We start from the raw sequence: 16,842 nt of genomic DNA, 5'->3' as shown, positions 1-16,842 counted from the left end.
CCGGACGGCGTTGGTGAGCACGGGGACGATGCCCTGCTCGGTGGCGAACCCCAGCGTCCGGGCGGCGTCCCGCACGGGGCCCGCGGCGCCGGTTTCGAGCCGGAGCGCGGACCCGAACCGCTCCCGCCAGGGGGCGAGCAGCCGGGCGGCACGGTCGGGGCGGCCGGCGGCGAGGGCGCGGGCGACGTCGGAGTCGGCGCCGAGCAGCACGAACAGGCCGTCGGTGTGCGCGGCGTCCGCCATGTCGTCCCACTCCAGGAAGGGCCGCTTCCCGTCGCGGGCGTGGGCGGCGCTGACCAGCCCGCACAGCCGGGCCCAGCCGGCGGCGCCGTCCCGGGCGAGGAAGAGGGCGCGGGGCGCGGACTCGTCGGTGAAGGCGCCGCCCCGTACGGGGGTACGGCGGCGGGCGGCGGCCGGAGCGGTGTCCCCGTGGCCCGGATGGACGGCGAGGTCGACCCCGTACAGCGCCCGCACCCCGGCCGCGCCGCACGCCTTGGAGAAACGGACGGCCCCGGCGAGGGTGTCCCGGTCGGTGAGGGCGAGGGCGTCCATGCCGCGCTCGGCGGCGCGTTCGGCGAGCCGTTCGGGGTGGGAGGCCCCGTACCGGGTGGAGAACCCGGACGCGACGCGCAGCTGTGTGAAGCCGCCGCCGATCGCCGCCGTCATTCCGCACCTCCTGCCTGCCCGTCCGGTCCACCATAAACCAGACATCGAACAAACGTCCGATTATCGTGAAACGGCAGCTCATGGGGGCGATGGGACGGCCCGCCCCTGTCCGAAAACACCTCTTGCGGCGGGGTGAGCCGTACGGCGACGGTGGAGGTGACACCAGAAGAGGGAGGCCATCGCATGGCGCGGGGGCGCGGAAACTATCGCCGCAACGACGATGACCGCGGAGGGCGGGCGGCCCGGGACCGGCGCGAACGCGAACGGGACCGGCGCCGGGACCGCGAACTCCACCGCGACCTGGACCGCGACCGCCGCTGGGACCACGAACAGGAACGCCGCGCCGACCGCTCCCTGGACCGCGAACTGCACCGCGACCGCCGCCGCGAGGACGAACGCGAACGCCGCCTGGACCGCGAGACCCGCCGCGACATCGGCCGCGACCGCCAGTACGCGCGGGCCACCCGCAGAACCCGCACGGGCGGAAGCGGCGCGCCGGTGGCGATCGGCCTGGTGCTCTTCCTGGCGGGGCTGCTGGCGCTGCTGGGATGGCTGGTACTGATGCGGTAGGCGCGGGCGCGGGCCGCCGCGCGCGGTCGCGGGCAGCCGGAGGCGCTACGACCGGGCGCGGCCGAGGAAGCGCAGCAACTCCTCCGTGACGAATTCGGGGTTCTCCTCGACCAGCCAGTGGCCCGCCCGGGGCACATCCACCGCCCGCACGATGTTGGTCATGCTCCCGGCCACGGTGGAGCGCACGCCCTCCAGCTGCCCTTCCGCCGTCATGAGCAGGGCCGGGACCTCCACCGGTGCTGCCGTGCCGGTGTCGGCGGCGTCCTGGTCGAGGCTGCGGTAGAGCTCGAAGCCGCCCGACAGGGCTTCGGGCCGGCTGTAGGTGCGCGCGTACTCGTCGATCTCCTCGTCGCTGAACGGGGACTCCCGCGCGGTGCCGCCGAACGATGATCCCTCGTAGGCGACCTGGGGGTAGAACAGTTCCAGGTAGTCGCGGACGTTGTCCCCGACGACGGCCTCGGGGACGCGGGGCTGGGAGTGGAAGGCGATGTGCCAGCTCAGGGTGCGGTACGCGGCACCGTCCAGCGCGGGTCCCGGCAGCGGCAGGTCGAGGTAGCCGAGGAGTTCGGTGTCCTGGGGGAACTGGGCGGCGTACTGGAAGGCGACCGCGGCGCCGAGGTCGTGTCCGACGACCCGGGCGTCACGCACGCCGAGCTGCTCGGCGATCAGTGTGTGCACGTACCGCGCCAGGGTGGCCTTGTCGTAACCGGTCGGCGAGCCGGTGCTGTCGCCCAGGCCGGGGAGGTCGACGGCGTAGACCGTGTGGTGCTCGGCGAGCTCCGGCATGATCTCCCACCAGCTGTACCAGGTCTGCGGCCAGCCGTGCAGCAGTACGACCGGCGAGCCGCTGCCGCCCGTGACGTAGTGCATGCGGACGTCCTCGACGTCGGCGAACTCGTGCTGGAAGGTGCCGGTGAACTCCGGGTCGTCGTGGGTGGCGGCGGCGTGGGCGGGGACGCCGGTGTCCTGCGTGGCGCAGGCGGTGGCACCGGTCGTCAGCACGAAGGCGAGCGCGGTGGCGGCCAGGGTGCGCGTGAGGCGGGACGAGCGGCGGCTGAAGCGTCGTTCTGCGGTGGTCATGTGTCCTGTGTTTCCGGTGCGGTGGTGGGTCAGCGTCCGGTGGTGCCGTCGGTCAGCTCGCGCAGGATGTCCGCGTGCCCGGCGTGGCGGCCGGTCTCCTCGATCATGTGGGCGAGTGCCCAGCGGATGCTGGGAGCGGGTCGGCGCATCGGCGGGCGGGGCACGGGTGCGCCGAGGCCGGTGCATGTGTCGAGGACGGCGTCGGCGCGCGCGACGGTCTCCCGGTAGCGGGCGACGACATCGGCCACGCTGTCCTCGGCGGGGGCGTCGAAGGTCGCCTGCCAGTCGGCGACCTCCTCCCCGAGGAACGTGGCCCGCTCGACGGCGGTGAGGTGGTGGAGCAGGCCGAGCAGGTTCGTGCCCGAAGGTGTTCTGTACGTGCGGACCTGCGGTTCGGGAGCGCCCTCGACCTTCGCGGCGATCGCGTCACGCAGGTAGCCGAGGAATCCGCGCAGGACCTCGGTCTCGCTGCTTCCGGTGCGGGGCGGCGGGGTGTCGCGGCGGTGGGCGGCGGGCATCGTGCCTTCTCTCGGTGGGCCGGGCAGGTTCAGCCGGCGCGGCGGATGACCAGGACGTGGTCGGTGACCTCGGCCGTACGCCCTCCCGGGCCGGTAGCGGTCCGGCGAGGTGCGGCGGCACGCTCGACCGCCCAGGTCTCCGCGTCCAGGGCGATGCCGGCGGCGACCTCCCGCGGGGACGGGAAGCGGGCGTCCTGCTCCCATGACCAGGGAGCGGCCGAGCCGTGGTCGACGACCAGCAGCCGCCCGCCCGGGCGCAGGGCGTGCCCGGCCGCACGCAGCACGGCCGCCTTGTCCAGGTCGAAGGGGGTGTGCAGGTAGTGGGCGCAGACGAGGTCGAACGCGCCGCCGGGGAAGGTCTCGCGCAGATCGTGCCGCTCGGCCGCGACGCGCCCGGCCAGACCGTGCGAGGCGGCGAGGCCGGCAAGGCGCCCGACCGCCACGGCCGACACGTCGACGGCGGTGACCCGCCACCCCTGACGGGCGAGCCAGAGCGCGTCACCGCCCTCGCCGCACCCCAGGTCCAGCGCGGTGCCGGGCGGCAGACCGGCTACCGTCTCGGTGAGCCTTGCGTTCGGCTGCGGATCGGCGGGCGCCGGGCGGCCCGCGTACAGGCCGTCCCAGAACGCGACCGGATCAGTGGTACTCATCGAGCGCTCCTCCTTCTCTCCCGCCGTTGCGGGGGAACGCGTCCCACTCTTGCCCGGCCCGTCGTGAATTGGCACGCCGTCTTGCAGTTCCTGCAAGATGGCGTGATGAACGGTGAACCGGAGGACACGCTGGGCTCCGTGGGGCCCCGGCTGCGGGCGCTGCGCCGCGAACGCGGCATCACCCTGGCCGCGCTCGCGGCGGTGACCGGGGTCTCGGAGAGCACCCTGTCCCGGCTGGAGAGCGGGCGCCGCCGGGTGACCCTGGAGCTGCTGCTCCCGCTGGCCCGCACCTACGACGTCCCCCTGGATGACCTCGTCGGCGCCCCGCGCACCGGCGATCCCCGCATCCACCTGAAGCCGATCCGGCGGTTCGGCATGGTGTTCGTGCCGCTGTCCCGCCGGCCGGGTGGCACCCAGGCCTTCAAGATGATCATTCCGGCCAGCCCGGAACCGCTGGTGCCGACGCCGCAGACCCACGAGGGGGCCGAATGGCTGTACGTGCTCAACGGGCGGCTGCGGCTGCTGGTCGGTGAGCGCGACCTGGTCCTGTCCTCCGGTGAGGCGGCCGAATTCGACACGGCACTGCCCCACTGGCTGGGCAGCGCGGACGGCGGCGCGGTCGAACTCCTCGTCCTGTTCGGTCCGCAAGGGACACGTGCGCACCTGCGCTCCGGTCCCGGCCGGGCACCACGGGAACAGTGAACCGGGGGCTGCGCCGCCGTTCACCGGTGCTCCCCGCGCGTACGGGGCCGGGCAAGGACGCGCCCCGCGTCCCGGGGACCAGGGGCCGTCCCCGCACGCGGGGAGCAGCTTCTTCAGCCCGCGGCGTCAATCGCCACCGCGGCCGGTCCGCGCGGCGCCGTCGGCGCGGGCCGCCGCCCCTCCCCCTCACACGCCGGGCAGCGTGTCCTGGTCCACCTCCCGTACCGGCGGCCGCGGGGCCTGCCGCAGGCGCAGCTTCTCCCGGCATTCGGGGCCCAGCCCCCAGGTCCGGGCCTCCCGGTCCCGCAGGGGCCGGCCGCACAGGCGGCAGTGGACCGGGGACCGCTCCGCGGGGGCGCCCGGGTCCACGCCCGGCAGCAGCGGGTCATCGTCGGTGGAGGACATGCGTCAGGTCTATCACTCTCCTCCGCTCCCCCACCCCGGCCGCGCCCCCGGCCGGAGGCCGGAGCCAGCACCGGGACCGGGCGCCGCGAACCGGTAGACCGCCGCATCACGCCGCCGGAAGCCCAGCCGCTCGTACAACCGGTCGGCCGCCTCCCACGCTGCCCTTCCCGGCCGATCCGAGCCCTACGGTGCCGGTGCCGGTGGGTGCCGGTGCCGCGGAGGAGAGCGCCCCGGCGGGCTACACGTAGCTTCCGGCCGGTTCCGCCGCCGTCCAGTCGATGATCTGTACGGCCGCCCCCGCCGCCTCCAGGCCCCGGCAGTGCGCGTGGTGCCTGCGGTGGATCTCCTTCAGCCGCAGGTTGCCGTGGAAGGCGGGCAGCGCCAGCAGCCGGCGCGCGTACGCCCACAGCCGGGGATGGTCCGCGATCCGCTGCACCGTGTCCGCGCCCAGGTGCCAGCGGTGCACCGTGTCCAGCTGCACCAGGGTGACCCACAGCCGGACATCGGCCGCCGTGATCCGCGCGCCCAGCAGGTACGGGCCGCCCGGCTCCGCCAGCCGTTCCTCCACCGCGTCCAGCGCCGCCAGCAGTTCGGCGGTGGCGCCCGTGTCCGCCTCCCGCCGGCCCGCCCGCTGCGCGGCGGCGTTGATCCCGTTCTCGCACAGCTCGCCCAGCGCCGCGATCTCCGCCTCGGCGGCGGCCGGGTACAGCTCGGGGGTGTCCTGGCCCCGGAAGCGGGTGGCCAGGTCCCGCAGGATGTGCGGCGCGTGGTTGCTGACGATCCGTCCCGTCCAGCGGTCGCGCAGCACGGGCGCGACGGCCGGGCCGGCGAAGCCGAGCCGGGTGGCGGCGTACGCGCCGTGCAGCGCGGTGTAGCCGCCCTCGGCCCGGTCGGGGACGGCGGGCAGCAGAGTGAGCGGCACGCTGTCCTCAAGGCCCAGCAGGGCGTGGGTGATGGCGATGCGCAGACAGCTGGGACAGGACAAGGACAGGTGGAGGTCGTAGCGGTGCGGGGCGGCGTGGAAGCCGCTGCGGGCGTCGGCGAAGATCCGGCCCCGGAACTGCGGCGCGGCGGTGTGGGACATGACTCTCCTTGGGCGCACGGGGGTGGGAGGGCATGCGAAGCGGCGGCCGCTCACGGGGAGGGGCCGCCGGCGGGGGGAGGCTACGCCGCGCTGGAGGTGCGCAGCAGATCGATGTGGCGGCGGGAGGTGAGCAGGGGCAGCGGGCGGCGCCGGACGGTGGTGTCCGGACAACCGGGCTCCGTGCCACCACCGTTCATGAAGTGCCCCACCCGTCCCGCTCGTCCACCGGTGCGGGATCCTGCGCCGGGACCAGCCCGGCACAGGACCATGACCTCGGATCGCCCGTCAGAGGGCGGCCTCGGCGAGCTGTGCGTCGCGCGTGGCCACTTCTTCCCGGACGATCGGGATGACATGGCGGCCGAAGTCGATCGCGTCGCCGAGCAGGTCGTAACCCCGCGCCGAGATGATGTCCACTCCGAGGTCGTAGTAATCCAGGAGCGCCTGGGCAACTGTCTCCGGGGTGCCGACGAGCGCGTTGGAGTTGCCGGCCCCGCCGGTGGCGGCGGCGGTCGGTGTCCACAGGGCGCGGTCGAAGCGCTCGCCGCGTTCGGCGAGGGCGATCAGCCGCTGCGATCCGGTGTTCTCCGGGTCGCGCCGCGGGCGGCGGGCGGCGCGGATGGCGCCGACGGTGCGGTGCGCCTTCTCCCAGGCGAGTTCCTCGGTGGGCGCGATGATCGGCCGGAACGCGACCTGGATGCGCGGTATTTCGGTGCGGCCGGCGGCCGCCGCGGCCTGCCTTACGGACTCGATCTGCTCGGCGGTCTCGGCGAGCGGCTCGCCCCACAGGCAGTAGATGTCGGCCTCGGCGCCCCCGGCGGCGTACGCGGCGGGCGAGGAGCCGCCGAACGACACGCCGGGGCGGGGCTGCTGGACCGGGAAGACGTCGCTCACGTAGTCCCGGAACCGGTAGAAGTCCCCGTCGTGGTCGAACGGTTCGCGGCTGGTCCAGATCTTCTTGACGATACGGATGTACTCGCGGGTGCGGGCGTACCGCTCGTCCTTGGTGAGGGTGTCGCCCTCCCGCTGCTGCTCGTGATCGCTGCCGCCGGTGATGAAGTGGACGGTGAGCCGGCCGCCGCTGAGCTGGTCGAGGGAGGCGAACACCCGGGCGGCGTAGGTGGGGTAGGAGATGTTGGGCCGGTGGGCGAGGAGGATCTGGAGCCGGTCGAGCCGGCTCGCGAGCAGCGCGGCGCCGGTGGCGGGGTCGGGCGAGCCGGAGCTGTAGGCGAACAGCACCCGGTCCCACCCGTGATCCTCATGGGCGCGGGCGAGCCGGAGGGTGTACTCGGGGTCGAAGGCGCCGCCGGAGCGCGGCGCCGTCTCGGAGCCGTCGTTGGTCGCGGCGATGCCAAGGAATTCCACGGGCATGGCGGAAGAGGCCTCTCGGGCGAAAGGAAGGGGAGGTGAGCCGGGATTCACCCACGGCACCAACAGGCCGCGGACCACACCCGACCGAAGTCGATATGCCCACGAATCACCAACCGCCGCTGGGGCCTCATCCCCCCAGTCCACCAGCACCGCACGCCCCCGTCAACGGGCCCCCGTCCGGCCGACGCCCGCCGGGGGCGCGGGGCATGATGGTCCGATGGCTCACATCGGACTGGTGACGGTGGTCGTGCGCGACTACGACGAGGCCATCGCGTTCTACGTGACGGCGCTGGGGTTCGAACTGGTCGAGGACACCCCGCTGGACGGCGGCAAGCGCTGGGTGGTGGTCCGGCCGCCGGGGGCGCGGGAGACCGGTGTGCTGCTGGCCCGGGCCGCCACCTCGGACCAGATCGCGCACATCGGCGACCAGACCGGCCGCCGCGTCGGCTGGTTCCTCACGACGGACGACTTCGACCGCGACTACGCCCGGATGCGGGCGGCGGGCGTCCGCTTCGAGGAGCAGCCGCGCCACGAGGCGTACGGTACGGTCGCCGTGTTCCAGGACCTGTACGGCAACCGATGGGATCTGCTCCAGCCGGCGGGCCCGGCTACAGCAGGTGGTCGGCCTTCCCGGCCTTGATGTCCCGGATCATGGTGGCCAGCGCCTCACGGGAGTCCGTGAGATACACGCCCTCCTGGCCGGCCACCGCGATATAGGCATTGCCCTCCGCGTCGGTACCCAGCCGGAAGCAGCTTGAGCTCTCGGCGCAGAAGGGTTCTTCCCAGAGAATCTCAGACACGTCTTCTCCTGTCAGGCGGCGATCAGAGCGAGTATGAAGTCCCGCGAGGCGCTGGGGTCGAGAGAAACACTCTCCATCCAGTCCAACTGTGAGCGGTACTTGTCGAGTTGCGCGGGTGCGTGGGTGAAGCCGGGGCCATGAGCCGTATCGAGTTGGATGGTGTCCAGCTGGGGCACGACGCCCCGCATGTCGCAGATGGTCTGCCCCGCACCCGGGAAGGCTCCCGAGGTGAACGGCAGCACCCGGATGTCCACGTTGGCCCGCTGTCCGACGTCGCAGAGGTGTTCCAGCTGCGTCCGCATGACCTTCGCACCGCCGAACTCGATCCGCAGGGCCGCCTCGTGCACATAGGCGGTGTAGGTGACGGGTGATGCGCGGTGCAGTACCTGTTGGCGCTGCATCCGCATCGCCACGCGAAGTTCGATCTCATGGGGTGACAGCGGGGGCAGCGCCGCGCTGCAGACCGCGCGCACGTATCCGTCGGTCTGCAGAAGTCCGGGAACGTGCAGAAAGGCGCCGGTGCGGATCCCGGTGGAGTGCCACTCCAGCTCGGCGATGTCCAGGAGACCTGCGGGGAGTTGCCCCCGGTAGGTCTCCCACCACTCCTTGGGACGGGAGTCCGCCATCTCCGCCAGCGCGTCGACGTAGGCGTCGTCCCGCACGTCGTAGTTGCACGCGAGGGTCCGTACCCGTTCCGGCGTGATGATGCGGATCCCGGCCTCGATGTTGGCGATTCTCGTCCGGTCGATCCCGAGCAACCGGGCCGCGAACTCCGTGGTTTCCCCGGCTTCGGTGCGCATCCTCTTCAGTTCCGCGCCGAGCCGCTTCTGACGTTCGGTGGGCGTACTCCTTGGCGGCATCTCTCGTTCCCTCGCCTCTCGTCGGGGTCAGTCTGCCCTTCGGCACCGGACCGGTCCACTCGTTCGTGTCATTTGACACCGTGCACTGGCAAATGCCTTGCCAGCACTCTACCGTGAGTAGTGCGTTGCTCGCGCTCGGCGAAGTCCACGCCTCGCGGGAGCACGCCCTGCGGCCTGTCGTGCCGCTCCCTACAACGAGCCATGCGCAAGAGCGGAGTTGCCATGTCCGAAACCGCACTGCCTCCTCACCTCTCCCCCGTCCCGCCCACCGGCTTCTGCCCGCCGGTCGGGGCGGGTGGGGTGGAGCCGCGGGAAGGGGAACTGGCCTACGGGTTCAGCCTGCCCGCCACCGCCGCCGCCCCGGTGGTCGCGCACGAGACCGCCGAACTGCTCTTCGACATCCACCGCGTCTACGCGCTCGCCGAGCCCGGTCTCGCCCTGGCCCGGGAACTCACCGCTTACGCCTGCCGCTTCGCCAGGGAAGGGCAGGACGTGCACCTCACCCTCCATCAGCGTGCCGGGACGCTGCGGCTGGACGTCTACGATCCGCACGCCTGCTCCGGCTGTGCCGGGCAGCGGCACGACAGTCTCCGGCAGACCCGTGTGCTGGTGCGCCCCTACGGCGGCGCGTGCGGTTTCGGGGCCGCCGAGCGGTGCGGGGCCGGGACCCGGACCTGGGCCACCCTCACCGACACCCCGCGCCGCTGGGCCGCCTGACCGGTCAGCGCAGGCGCAGGCTCTCCGGGGGGCCGAGGTGGCTGGGGCGGAGACCGCCGGTGTCCGTCACCAGCTTCTGGACGACCACCGTGGGGTCGACCATCCACAGCTTCAGGGTGTGCCGGCCGGGGACCGGCAGGTCGTGGTGGGTGGTGATCACGATGATGTCGTCGGAGATCTGCTGTTCTCCCGCGCGGTTCGCCGTGGTGGCGTCCGCGCCCGCCGTGCGGGTGAGCTGCACGCGCTGCGGCGGCCGGTCGTCGAAGGAGACCGCGAACTCCGGGCCGCCGCCGGGCAGGACGGCGTGACGCGGCGACAGATACGTCAGCAGGCGGACGCGGCCCGCCGTGAACAGCGTCAGGTCGTACTCCAGGCAGGGGCCCGTGCCCGGGGCGAAGCGCGGGGCCGTGACCGGGAACGGGGTCACCGCCGCGCCGCCCGTACGGCCCGCGTCGGGGAGGCGGCGCCAGCGGATGCCGGCCGCGCCGACCGAGCGGGTGCAGTGGCCGGCCTCGATGGACACGTAGCCGTCCGCCTCGATGAAGCCTCTCAGGTCGCGGCGGCGCACGCGCGGATGGTGGACCGGTACCAGGACGCGGGCCGTCGCGCCGTCCGGGCCGCGCACGGTGAGGGTGGCGGTGCTGTGGCCGCTCGGCGCCCTGGACCAGTCGGCCGTGACGGTGATGCGGGTCTGGTCGCCGGTCATCCCCGCGTGCTGGGACGGGCTCAGCCAGGGCACCGAGGAGGTGATCGTCCAGGAGAGCGGGGCGCGGCCCCGGTTGAAGACCTCCAGGTACGGTGCGGGGGCCGTCCGGTACGGCGACAGTCCGGGGAGCGTCAGCGGCTCCCCGGTGCCGGGCCACCACGCCGTCGAGCCGTCCACCGCCACTCCGAGCGCCGCCCGCTCCGGCACCTCGATGCGGCGCACCGGGGGGTGGAGGGTGGCCGGGCCGGAGCGGTCCGTGTCGCCGTGGCCGGCTGCCGGCCGGGGCCGGAGGCCGCGCCATCTGCCGCCCGCCAGCGTGGTGTCCCAGAACTCGGCCATCGCCCGGTCGTCGGCGAACCGCGCCTCGGCGGCGTCCGCCAGGGTGTTGGTGGCGGCCCGGCCCTCGCGGGCGTAACGCAGGTTCGTGCACTGGGCGGCGCGCAGCGCGAACAGGTTGGCGGTGGCCTCCACCTGGTGCTGCACCAGCTGGTAGTAGGCGTCCCGCCGGTCGGCGGGCAGGGTGTGGGCGATCCGTTCCGCCCGGTCGTCCAGTTGCTCCCAGGCGTCGGTGACGCGTTCCAGTTCGCGGTAGTTCTCCAGGGAGTAGGGGCTGACCGCGTCGTCGTGGCGCACCGCGCCGGGGTCCGCGTCGCGCGTCATCCGGGGGTCCGGCGGTTCCGGCGCGTGGCGTGCCGGGAGCACGCCGCAGGTGTGCAGGACCTCGGCGATCGCGGCCGCGTGCCGGGGGCCGAAGTGTGTCGCGGCGTAGGCGCGTTCCCACTCCCCCAGCCGTTCCAGCGGCAGGCCGCCGGGGTCCCAGGCGTAGTCGAGGAAGAACTGGAGCGGCAGTTCCCGGCCCTTCAGCGGGCCGCAGTCGACGACCCACAGCCGGTCGATGCCGTACCGGTGGGCCAGGTGCAGTTGCTCCCAGGTGGCGGCGAGGTTGGTGGTGCCGGCCCCCGGGGTGCCGGGTCCGGCGCCGGAGCGGTCGGCGTGGCGGTACAGGCCGTACCCGCCGGACCGTGCGGGCAGGGCGGGGCCGGGGAGCCCGCGCAGGTTGCCCCGGCCGTCGTCGCGGAAGACGACGGTGACGTCGTCCGGCGGGCGCGGGCCCCGGTCCCCGTGGCACCGCGCTGCGCCGGTGAGGAGGTGGATCCGCGGGGCGCGCGTCATGGGGCTGTCGTGCGAGGTACCGCCCACCACGCCGTACGCGGTAGCGGTGGCGTGGTGGGCGGGGTCGTCCTCGGCGAAGGCGTGGCCCCGTGCGGCCGGCCACAGGCAGTTGGCCTTCAGGCGCAGCATGAGTTCGAAGAGGCGGGCGGAGAAGACGCTGGTGAGGCCGCCCGGGTGGCCGGGCGCTTGGCCGGGGCCGAAGTGGGCGGCGGCCCAGGTGCCGAGCGCCGTGTGCTCGTCGCCGATGAAGAAGCCGCGGTACCGCACGGCCGGGGTGCCCTGGGTGTGGCGGCCGGGGAGGATGTGGACGCGTTCGCGGCGGCGGGCGGGGACGTCGTTCCACCAGTACCAGGGGGAGACGCCGAGTTGCCGGGACAGCTCGTACACCCCGTAGATGGTGCCGCGCTGGTCGCTTCCGGTGATGACCAGGGCGCGGGGGACGCCGGGGGCGGGGTCGGTGACGATCTGCTGGAGGCTGGTCTCCCAGCGGCCCTCGATGCCGTGGACGTCGAGCCGGCCGGTGGCGATCAGCCGGTCCACGAGGGGGCTGCGGCCGATGGTGCCGATGAGGACGGGGGCGCCCTCGGCCGGGTCGGGGAGGTGGTCCCGGTGGTGGACGGCGGGCGCGGTGCCGGTGACGCGTTCGATGTCGTCGCGCAGGTCGGCGGTGACGCGCAGGACGCCGGGGTGGTCGGCCGTGCTGACCACCAGGGGCGCGGTGCGGCCGGGGCCGGCGAGGGTGAGGGCGCCGGGTTGCCAGGAGGTGGTGACGAAGGGGGCGGGGTGGTGTCCGGTGGTGGGGTGTGAGGGGGTGGCGGCGGGCGCGGCGGCGGTCGGCGGGAGCGGGCTCGGGTACGCACGGCGGCTCGTCATGGACGCGATAATTTACGGGATTTTTCCGGAAGGTAAGGGGGCGGGAACCTGAAAGTTTTCCGGCGCTCCGCCCCCTGCCTGCCGCCCCCTTGACCGGCGGCGGGCGCTGCGAACCGTGCTGTCGGGCCGGCCGTCGGTGTGCGGGACGAGGCCGCCGCCGTGCGGATCGGGTCGGTGGTGACGCCGGTCAGGGGCGGTCCGCTCGCGGAGAGCGGTGATGCGCCTGTGTGCTGTCGGGATCATCGGCCGGATCGCCCCACCGCGCCCTGGCCATCCGGACCTACCGGTCCGGCGCCCGGAAGGAGTCCAGCAGATAGCCGGCCAGCCGGCGGGACGCGGCGGCGGCGTCGCCCGCGGAGCTCTCCAGGACACCGCAGTTGGCCCGGAGCGCCAGCAGCAGATCACCGGGCCGGAAGTCGGCGCGCAGCCGCCCGGCCTCCTGGGCGCGGCGCACCAGTGCGGCGAGGTCGCGTCCGGCGCGGGCGCGCTGCCGGGTCAGCTCCGGATGGTGCGGGAAGCGGGAGACGACGGCCGCCGTGAACCCGCGCTCGGCGGCCTGGAGGGCGAACAGCCGCTCGACCAGCGTCCGGAACCCGTGCCAGGGGTCCGGATCGGCCAGTGCCTCGTCGAGTACCCCCACGCAGGTGGCCAGTTGTCCGGAGAACACCTCCGCCACCAGCGCGTCCCGGGTGGGGAACCGGCGGTACAGGGTGGCGACGCCGACGCCCGCGCGGCGCGCGACGGTGGTCATCGGAACGTCGATGCCACGCTCGGCGAACACCGCACCGGCGGCGGCCAGGATGCGTTCGCGGTTGTGCCGGGCGTCCGCCCGCAGCGCCTCCGGCGCGGAGAGGGGCGGGTTGTGAGAAGGCCGACCTGGCATGTCTCTCACTTTACGGCCAAACGGAGGGCCCCCTCCGGTTGGTGTCCTAGCGTGACCGCATGAACGAGATGCGCGCCGCGCTGTACGACCGATACGGACCCCCCGACGTGCTGTACCCGGGCACCGTCCCGATACCCGTGCCCCGGCCGGGCGAGGTACTGGTGCGGGTGCACGCCACCGGTGTCAACGGCGGCGATCTGCACGCCAGGGCGGGCCGGGTGAAGGTGGTGACCGGCCGCCGGTTCCCGCAGCGCACCGGCATCGACTTCGCCGGGGAGATCGTGAGCCCGGGGCCCTCCTCCGGGACCCGGGTGTGGGGGCTGCTGCCGCGCGGGCGGTTCGGCAGCGCGGCCGAGTACGTGACCGTACGGCCCCGGCAGCTCGCGCCCGCGCCCGCCGGTCTCTCCCCGGCCGAGGCCGCCGCGCTGCCCGGCACCGGCACCACCGCGCTGCGCGCGCTGCGGGACGAGGCCCGGCTGCGCCCCGGTGAGCGGCTGCTGGTGCGCGGGGCGGCCGGCGGGGTCGGCTCGATGGCGGTGCAGTTCGGCAAGGTGCTGGGGGCGCATGTCACGGCGCTGGCCGGCGGCCGGAACCTCGATCTGGTACGGGAGCTGGGCGCGGACGAGGCGTACGACTACGCCACGACCCGGCCCGCCGATCTGGGGCGCTTCGATGTCGTCCTGGACGCCGTGGGCAGCGAACCGGGCGCGTGGCGGGGGCTGCTGGCCCGGGACGGCGGGCGCATGGTGGCCGTCACCTTCGACACCCGGCACCCGCTGCGGTCGGTGGCGTATCTGCTGTTCGCGCGGCGCGTGCGGTTCTTCAGCGGCAACCCCCGGCACCCGCAGCTCGCCGAGCTGGCCGGGTTCGCCGAACGCGGGGAGATCCGGCCGGTGGTGGACACCGTGTTCCCGCTGGAGCGGATCGCCGAGGCGCACCGGGCGCTGGAGGCGGGCGGGGTGCGCGGCAAGCACATCGTCGAGGTGGTGGCCGATGGGGCATGATGGCCGGCATGGGACGGGTCACCGAACGCCGACGGGTGGTACGGATCAGGGACGGGGCGGTCACCGAACGCGCCGACACCCTGGTGGGTGAGGAGCCGCTGGAGATCCGGGTCGGCGGCCGCCCGCTGGCGGTGACGATGCGCACCCCGGGCGACGACTTCGCGCTGGCGACCGGCTTCCTGGTCAGCGAGGGGGTGGTGGCGCGGGCGGACGAGGTGGCCCGGGTCATGTACTGCGCGGGCGCGACGGCGGACGGTTCGAACACGTACAACGTCGTCGACGTCCGGCTGGCGGACGGGGTGGCCCCGCCGGACGCCTCCCTCCAGCGCAACGTCTACACCACGTCCTCCTGCGGGCTGTGCGGCAAGGCGTCGCTGGACGCGGTACGGACCACCGCCCGCTGGCCGCTGCCGCTGGCCGGCGGGCCGGTCCTCACCCCCGGGCTGCTGGCCGCGCTGCCGGAGCGGCTGCGCGCGCACCAGCGGGTGTTCGCGCGTACCGGTGGGCTGCACGCGGCGGCGCTGTTCGACGGCGGCGGGGAACTGCTGGACGTCCGGGAGGACGTGGGGCGGCACAACGCCGTCGACAAGGTCGTGGGCCGGGCGCTCGGCGCGGGGCTGCTGCCGCTGGCGGACACGGTGCTGCTGGTGTCGGGGCGGGCCTCCTTCGAGCTGGTGCAGAAGGCGGTGATGGCCGGGATCCCGGCGCTGGCGGCGGTGTCGGCGCCCTCGTCGCTGGCCGTGGAGCTGGCGGCCGAGGCCGGTCTGACGCTGGTCGGGTTCCTGCGCGGGACGTCGATGAACGTCTACGCCGGGGCGGAGCGGCTGGAACTGCCGCCGGGGTCGTCCGGGCCGTCCTGACCGCCGGGATCGCCGGGCCCGCCCGGTCCGTCCGGTTCCTCCGGCGCCTCCGCCGACCAGCGGCGGGCCAGGAAGGCGCAGACCAGCAGTTGCAGCTGGTGGAAGAGCATGAGGGGCAGCACGGCGAGCGCCGTCTGCTCGGGGAAGATCACCCCGGCCATGGGCAGCCCGGCCGCCAGGGACTTCTTCGACCCGGCGAAGGTGATGGCGATCCGGTCGCCGCGCCCGAAGCCGAGCCGCCCGGCGCCCCGGGTGGTCAGCACCAGCATGACGGTGAGCAGGACGCCTTCCACCGCGAGCAGCGCCAGCAGCCGCCCCCAGCTGGCCTCGGACCAGATGTTCTCGTTCATGCCCTCGCTGAACGCGGCGTAGACGACCACCAGGATCGAGCCGCGGTCCACGGTCATCACCAGCAGCCGGTGCCGGGCGATGAAGTCGCCGATCCAGCGGCGCAGCAGTTGCCCGGCGACGAACGGGGCCAGCAGCTGGCCGCCGATGGACAGCAGCGAGTCCGCGCTGATGCCCGCGCTCGCGCCGATGAACGCGGCGGCCAGCAGCGGGGTGAGGACGATGCCCGCTATCGAGGAGAACGACCCGGCCGCGATGGCCCCGGCCACGTTGCCGCGGGCGATGGAGGTGAAGGCGATCGAGGACTGCACGGTGGAGGGGACCAGGCACAGGAACAGCAGCCCGGTGTACAGGTCGTCGGTGATCAGCCAGGGCACCAGGCCGCGGGCGGCGAGGCCCAGCAGCGGGAAGACGAGGAATGTGCAGCCCAGGATGGTGAGGTGCAGCCGCCAGTGGCGCACCCCGTCCAGGGCGTCCCGGGTGGAGAGCCGGGCGCCGTAGAGGAAGAACAGCAGGCCGATGAAGACCTTGGTCGCCCCGTCCACCACCTCCTGAGCACCGCCGCCGACCGGGAACAGGGCCGCCAGCCCGACGGTTGTCATCAGGAGCAGAAGGAAAGGGTCGATGAACCGGGTCACTGCACGCACCCGCGCCATTGTGCCCCCCGCCCTGGCCGGGTGCGCCGCCGGGCCGGATCATGGACGATAAGCACCGCACTACAAAGCGATCGGATTCCGATCAGACGAAGGACTGATTCGTACGTGAGCAGCGTCCCCCATGTCACTCTGAACAACGGCGAAGAGATCCCGCAGCTGGGCTTCGGCGTGTGGCAGGTCCCCGACGACCAGGCCACCGACGCCGTGAACCACGCCCTGGAGGCGGGCTACCGCCACATCGACACCGCGGCGATCTACCGCAACGAGGTCGGCACCGGCAAGGCGCTGGCCGCCTCGGGGCTGCCGCGTGAGGAGCTGTTCGTCACCACCAAGCTGTGGAACTCCGACCACAGCCGCGACGACGCCCTGCGCGCCATCGACGTGTCGCTGGAGAAGCTGGGCCTGGAGTACGTCGACCTGTACCTGATCCACTGGCCGACCCCGATGTACGACCAGTACGTCGAGGCGTGGCAGGCCCTGGAGCAGATCTACGCGGACGGCAAGGCGAAGGCGATCGGCGTCTCCAACTTCCGCCCCGCGCACCTGCGCCGGGTGATCGACGAGACGAACATCGTCCCCGCCATCAACCAGATCGAGCTGCACCCCAACTTCGTGCAGGCCGAGTCGCGCACCGTCCACGCCGAACTGGGCATCGCCACCGAGGCGTACTCCCCGCTCGGCTCGGGCAAGGGCCTGCTGGACGACCCGAAGCTCGCCGAGATCGGCGCCAGGTACGGCAAGACGCCGGCCCAGGTCGTGCTGCGCTGGCACCTCCAGCTCGGGAACGTCGTGATCCCCAAGTCGGTGACCCCGGCCCGGATCAAGGAGAACTTCGACGTCTTCGACTTCGAGCTGGCCCCCGAGGACCTGGCGGCCGTCACCGGCCTGGACACCGGCGTCCGGGTCGGCGCCGACCCGG

General features: G+C 73.6%; 20 protein-coding genes. 7 read left to right on the top strand and 13 right to left on the bottom strand.

Annotated elements, in window-relative coordinates; all coding sequences use genetic code 11:
- Positions 1–666, bottom strand: a 666-nt coding sequence (locus tag ACFV5N_RS13740) for a PHP domain-containing protein (RefSeq protein ID WP_385598407.1), incomplete at its 3' end; no start/stop codon positions are given.
- 183 nt (positions 667–849) lie between these two features.
- On the opposite strand from ACFV5N_RS13740, the gene ACFV5N_RS13735 reads away from it, so the two are divergent.
- Positions 850–1,236 (top strand): hypothetical protein, encoded by a 387-nt coding sequence (locus ACFV5N_RS13735; RefSeq protein WP_385598404.1) that lies wholly within the window; start codon positions 850–852, stop codon positions 1,234–1,236.
- Positions 1,237–1,281: 45 nt separating this feature from the next.
- On the opposite strand, the gene ACFV5N_RS13730 is transcribed toward ACFV5N_RS13735, so the two are convergent.
- Genes ACFV5N_RS13730 through ACFV5N_RS13720 form a run of 3 tightly spaced genes read right to left on the bottom strand, consistent with a single transcriptional unit; the run spans position 1,282 to position 3,484 of the window.
- Complete coding sequence (locus ACFV5N_RS13730; RefSeq protein ID WP_385598401.1) at positions 1,282–2,316, bottom strand: alpha/beta fold hydrolase; 1,035 nt, start codon at positions 2,314–2,316, stop codon at positions 1,282–1,284.
- A 29-nt stretch (positions 2,317–2,345) separates the two neighbouring features.
- A complete protein-coding gene (locus ACFV5N_RS13725; protein ID WP_385598398.1) occupies positions 2,346–2,834 on the bottom strand; it encodes a DinB family protein in 489 nt (162 codons plus the stop codon).
- Between the two features lie 29 nt (positions 2,835–2,863).
- Complete coding sequence (locus ACFV5N_RS13720) at positions 2,864–3,484, bottom strand: class I SAM-dependent methyltransferase (RefSeq protein ID WP_385598395.1); 621 nt, start codon at positions 3,482–3,484, stop codon at positions 2,864–2,866.
- Positions 3,485–3,589: 105 nt separating this feature from the next.
- On the opposite strand from ACFV5N_RS13720, the gene ACFV5N_RS13715 reads away from it, so the two are divergent.
- Positions 3,590–4,186: a helix-turn-helix domain-containing protein gene (locus tag ACFV5N_RS13715; protein WP_385598392.1), complete on the top strand. Its 597-nt coding sequence runs from the start codon at positions 3,590–3,592 to the stop codon at positions 4,184–4,186.
- 186 nt (positions 4,187–4,372) lie between these two features.
- Here the strand turns inward: ACFV5N_RS13715 and ACFV5N_RS13710 are convergent, their stop codons facing one another.
- The 4 genes from ACFV5N_RS13710 to ACFV5N_RS13695 form a co-directional block, all read right to left on the bottom strand.
- Entirely contained in the window at positions 4,373–4,591 is a 219-nt protein-coding gene (locus ACFV5N_RS13710) for a DUF6011 domain-containing protein (protein ID WP_385598390.1), read from the bottom strand.
- Between the two features lie 238 nt (positions 4,592–4,829).
- Entirely contained in the window at positions 4,830–5,675 is an 846-nt protein-coding gene (locus ACFV5N_RS13705) for a glutathione S-transferase C-terminal domain-containing protein (protein WP_385598387.1), read from the bottom strand.
- 80 nt (positions 5,676–5,755) lie between these two features.
- Positions 5,756–5,872, bottom strand: coding sequence for a putative leader peptide (locus ACFV5N_RS13700; protein WP_343043517.1), 117 nt, complete (start codon positions 5,870–5,872; stop codon positions 5,756–5,758).
- A gap of 88 nt (positions 5,873–5,960) precedes the next feature.
- Positions 5,961–7,043: an LLM class flavin-dependent oxidoreductase gene (locus ACFV5N_RS13695; protein WP_385598384.1), complete on the bottom strand. Its 1,083-nt coding sequence runs from the start codon at positions 7,041–7,043 to the stop codon at positions 5,961–5,963.
- Positions 7,044–7,260: 217 nt separating this feature from the next.
- On the opposite strand from ACFV5N_RS13695, the gene ACFV5N_RS13690 reads away from it, so the two are divergent.
- Entirely contained in the window at positions 7,261–7,683 is a 423-nt protein-coding gene (locus ACFV5N_RS13690) for a VOC family protein (RefSeq protein WP_385598381.1), read from the top strand.
- Here ACFV5N_RS13690 and ACFV5N_RS13685 read toward each other — a convergent pair.
- Together ACFV5N_RS13685 and ACFV5N_RS13680 are read right to left on the bottom strand one after the other, a co-directional pair.
- Positions 7,652–7,843, bottom strand: a complete 192-nt coding sequence (locus tag ACFV5N_RS13685) for a hypothetical protein (protein ID WP_385598378.1) — start codon at positions 7,841–7,843, stop codon at positions 7,652–7,654. The two genes, ACFV5N_RS13690 and ACFV5N_RS13685, sit on opposite strands and share 32 nt — an antisense overlap.
- 11 nt (positions 7,844–7,854) lie before the next feature.
- Positions 7,855–8,703, bottom strand: a complete 849-nt coding sequence (locus ACFV5N_RS13680) for a helix-turn-helix domain-containing protein (protein WP_385598375.1) — start codon at positions 8,701–8,703, stop codon at positions 7,855–7,857.
- 222 nt (positions 8,704–8,925) lie between these two features.
- Here ACFV5N_RS13680 and ACFV5N_RS13675 point away from each other — a divergent pair, with 222 nt between their 5' ends.
- On the top strand, positions 8,926–9,420 hold the full coding sequence (locus tag ACFV5N_RS13675) for a hypothetical protein (RefSeq protein ID WP_385598372.1): 495 nt from the start codon (positions 8,926–8,928) through the stop codon (positions 9,418–9,420).
- A 4-nt stretch (positions 9,421–9,424) separates the two neighbouring features.
- Here the strand turns inward: ACFV5N_RS13675 and ACFV5N_RS13670 are convergent, their stop codons facing one another.
- Both ACFV5N_RS13670 and ACFV5N_RS13665 read right to left on the bottom strand, forming a co-directional pair.
- Positions 9,425–12,172 carry a glycosyl hydrolase 115 family protein gene (locus ACFV5N_RS13670; protein WP_385598369.1) on the bottom strand — a complete coding sequence of 916 codons (2,748 nt, stop codon included), beginning with the start codon at positions 12,170–12,172 and terminating at the stop codon, positions 9,425–9,427.
- Between the two features lie 280 nt (positions 12,173–12,452).
- A complete protein-coding gene (locus ACFV5N_RS13665; protein ID WP_385598366.1) occupies positions 12,453–13,055 on the bottom strand; it encodes a TetR/AcrR family transcriptional regulator in 603 nt (200 codons plus the stop codon).
- Positions 13,056–13,114: 59 nt separating this feature from the next.
- Between ACFV5N_RS13665 and ACFV5N_RS13660 the strand changes: the two genes are divergently transcribed.
- Together ACFV5N_RS13660 and fdhD are read left to right on the top strand one after the other, a co-directional pair.
- On the top strand, positions 13,115–14,059 hold the full coding sequence (locus ACFV5N_RS13660; RefSeq protein ID WP_385598363.1) for an NAD(P)-dependent alcohol dehydrogenase: 945 nt from the start codon (positions 13,115–13,117) through the stop codon (positions 14,057–14,059).
- 8 nt (positions 14,060–14,067) lie between these two features.
- Positions 14,068–14,919: a formate dehydrogenase accessory sulfurtransferase FdhD gene (gene fdhD, locus ACFV5N_RS13655; protein WP_385598360.1), complete on the top strand. Its 852-nt coding sequence runs from the start codon at positions 14,068–14,070 to the stop codon at positions 14,917–14,919.
- Here fdhD and ACFV5N_RS13650 read toward each other — a convergent pair.
- Complete coding sequence (locus tag ACFV5N_RS13650; RefSeq protein ID WP_385598357.1) at positions 14,865–15,923, bottom strand: bile acid:sodium symporter family protein; 1,059 nt, start codon at positions 15,921–15,923, stop codon at positions 14,865–14,867. The genes fdhD and ACFV5N_RS13650 overlap by 55 nt on opposite strands.
- 105 nt (positions 15,924–16,028) lie before the next feature.
- Between ACFV5N_RS13650 and ACFV5N_RS13645 the strand changes: the two genes are divergently transcribed.
- The coding region (locus ACFV5N_RS13645) for an aldo/keto reductase (RefSeq protein ID WP_385598354.1) at positions 16,029–16,842 on the top strand (814 nt) is incomplete at its 3' end.

The sequence above is a fragment of the Streptomyces sp. NPDC059853 genome, from assembly GCF_042731495.1.
Lineage (GTDB): Bacteria > Actinomycetota > Actinomycetes > Streptomycetales > Streptomycetaceae > Streptomyces.
The sequence above is the reverse complement of the archived record's forward strand: the minus strand, read 5'-3'. Positions and strand labels throughout refer to the sequence as shown.

Excerpts from the sequence above, each read along its gene's own strand:
- ACFV5N_RS13725 (WP_385598398.1), bottom strand. The coding sequence starts at position 2,834 with ATGCCCGCCGCCCACCGCCGCGACACCCCGCCGCCCCGCACCGGAAGC.
- ACFV5N_RS13690 (WP_385598381.1), top strand. The coding sequence starts at position 7,261 with ATGGCTCACATCGGACTGGTGACGGTGGTCGTGCGCGACTACGACGAG.
- ACFV5N_RS13730 (WP_385598401.1), bottom strand. The coding sequence starts at position 2,316 with ATGACCACCGCAGAACGACGCTTCAGCCGCCGCTCGTCCCGCCTCACG.
- ACFV5N_RS13705 (WP_385598387.1), bottom strand. The coding sequence starts at position 5,675 with ATGTCCCACACCGCCGCGCCGCAGTTCCGGGGCCGGATCTTCGCCGAC.
- ACFV5N_RS13735 (WP_385598404.1), top strand. The coding sequence starts at position 850 with ATGGCGCGGGGGCGCGGAAACTATCGCCGCAACGACGATGACCGCGGA.
- ACFV5N_RS13660 (WP_385598363.1), top strand. The coding sequence starts at position 13,115 with ATGAACGAGATGCGCGCCGCGCTGTACGACCGATACGGACCCCCCGAC.
- ACFV5N_RS13675 (WP_385598372.1), top strand. The coding sequence starts at position 8,926 with ATGTCCGAAACCGCACTGCCTCCTCACCTCTCCCCCGTCCCGCCCACC.
- ACFV5N_RS13715 (WP_385598392.1), top strand. The coding sequence starts at position 3,590 with ATGAACGGTGAACCGGAGGACACGCTGGGCTCCGTGGGGCCCCGGCTG.
- ACFV5N_RS13720 (WP_385598395.1), bottom strand. The coding sequence starts at position 3,484 with ATGAGTACCACTGATCCGGTCGCGTTCTGGGACGGCCTGTACGCGGGC.
- ACFV5N_RS13680 (WP_385598375.1), bottom strand. The coding sequence starts at position 8,703 with ATGCCGCCAAGGAGTACGCCCACCGAACGTCAGAAGCGGCTCGGCGCG.
- ACFV5N_RS13700 (WP_343043517.1), bottom strand. The coding sequence starts at position 5,872 with ATGAACGGTGGTGGCACGGAGCCCGGTTGTCCGGACACCACCGTCCGG.
- ACFV5N_RS13670 (WP_385598369.1), bottom strand. The coding sequence starts at position 12,172 with ATGACGAGCCGCCGTGCGTACCCGAGCCCGCTCCCGCCGACCGCCGCC.
- ACFV5N_RS13665 (WP_385598366.1), bottom strand. The coding sequence starts at position 13,055 with ATGCCAGGTCGGCCTTCTCACAACCCGCCCCTCTCCGCGCCGGAGGCG.
- ACFV5N_RS13650 (WP_385598357.1), bottom strand. The coding sequence starts at position 15,923 with ATGGCGCGGGTGCGTGCAGTGACCCGGTTCATCGACCCTTTCCTTCTG.
- fdhD (WP_385598360.1), top strand. The coding sequence starts at position 14,068 with ATGGGACGGGTCACCGAACGCCGACGGGTGGTACGGATCAGGGACGGG.
- ACFV5N_RS13710 (WP_385598390.1), bottom strand. The coding sequence starts at position 4,591 with ATGTCCTCCACCGACGATGACCCGCTGCTGCCGGGCGTGGACCCGGGC.
- ACFV5N_RS13695 (WP_385598384.1), bottom strand. The coding sequence starts at position 7,043 with ATGCCCGTGGAATTCCTTGGCATCGCCGCGACCAACGACGGCTCCGAG.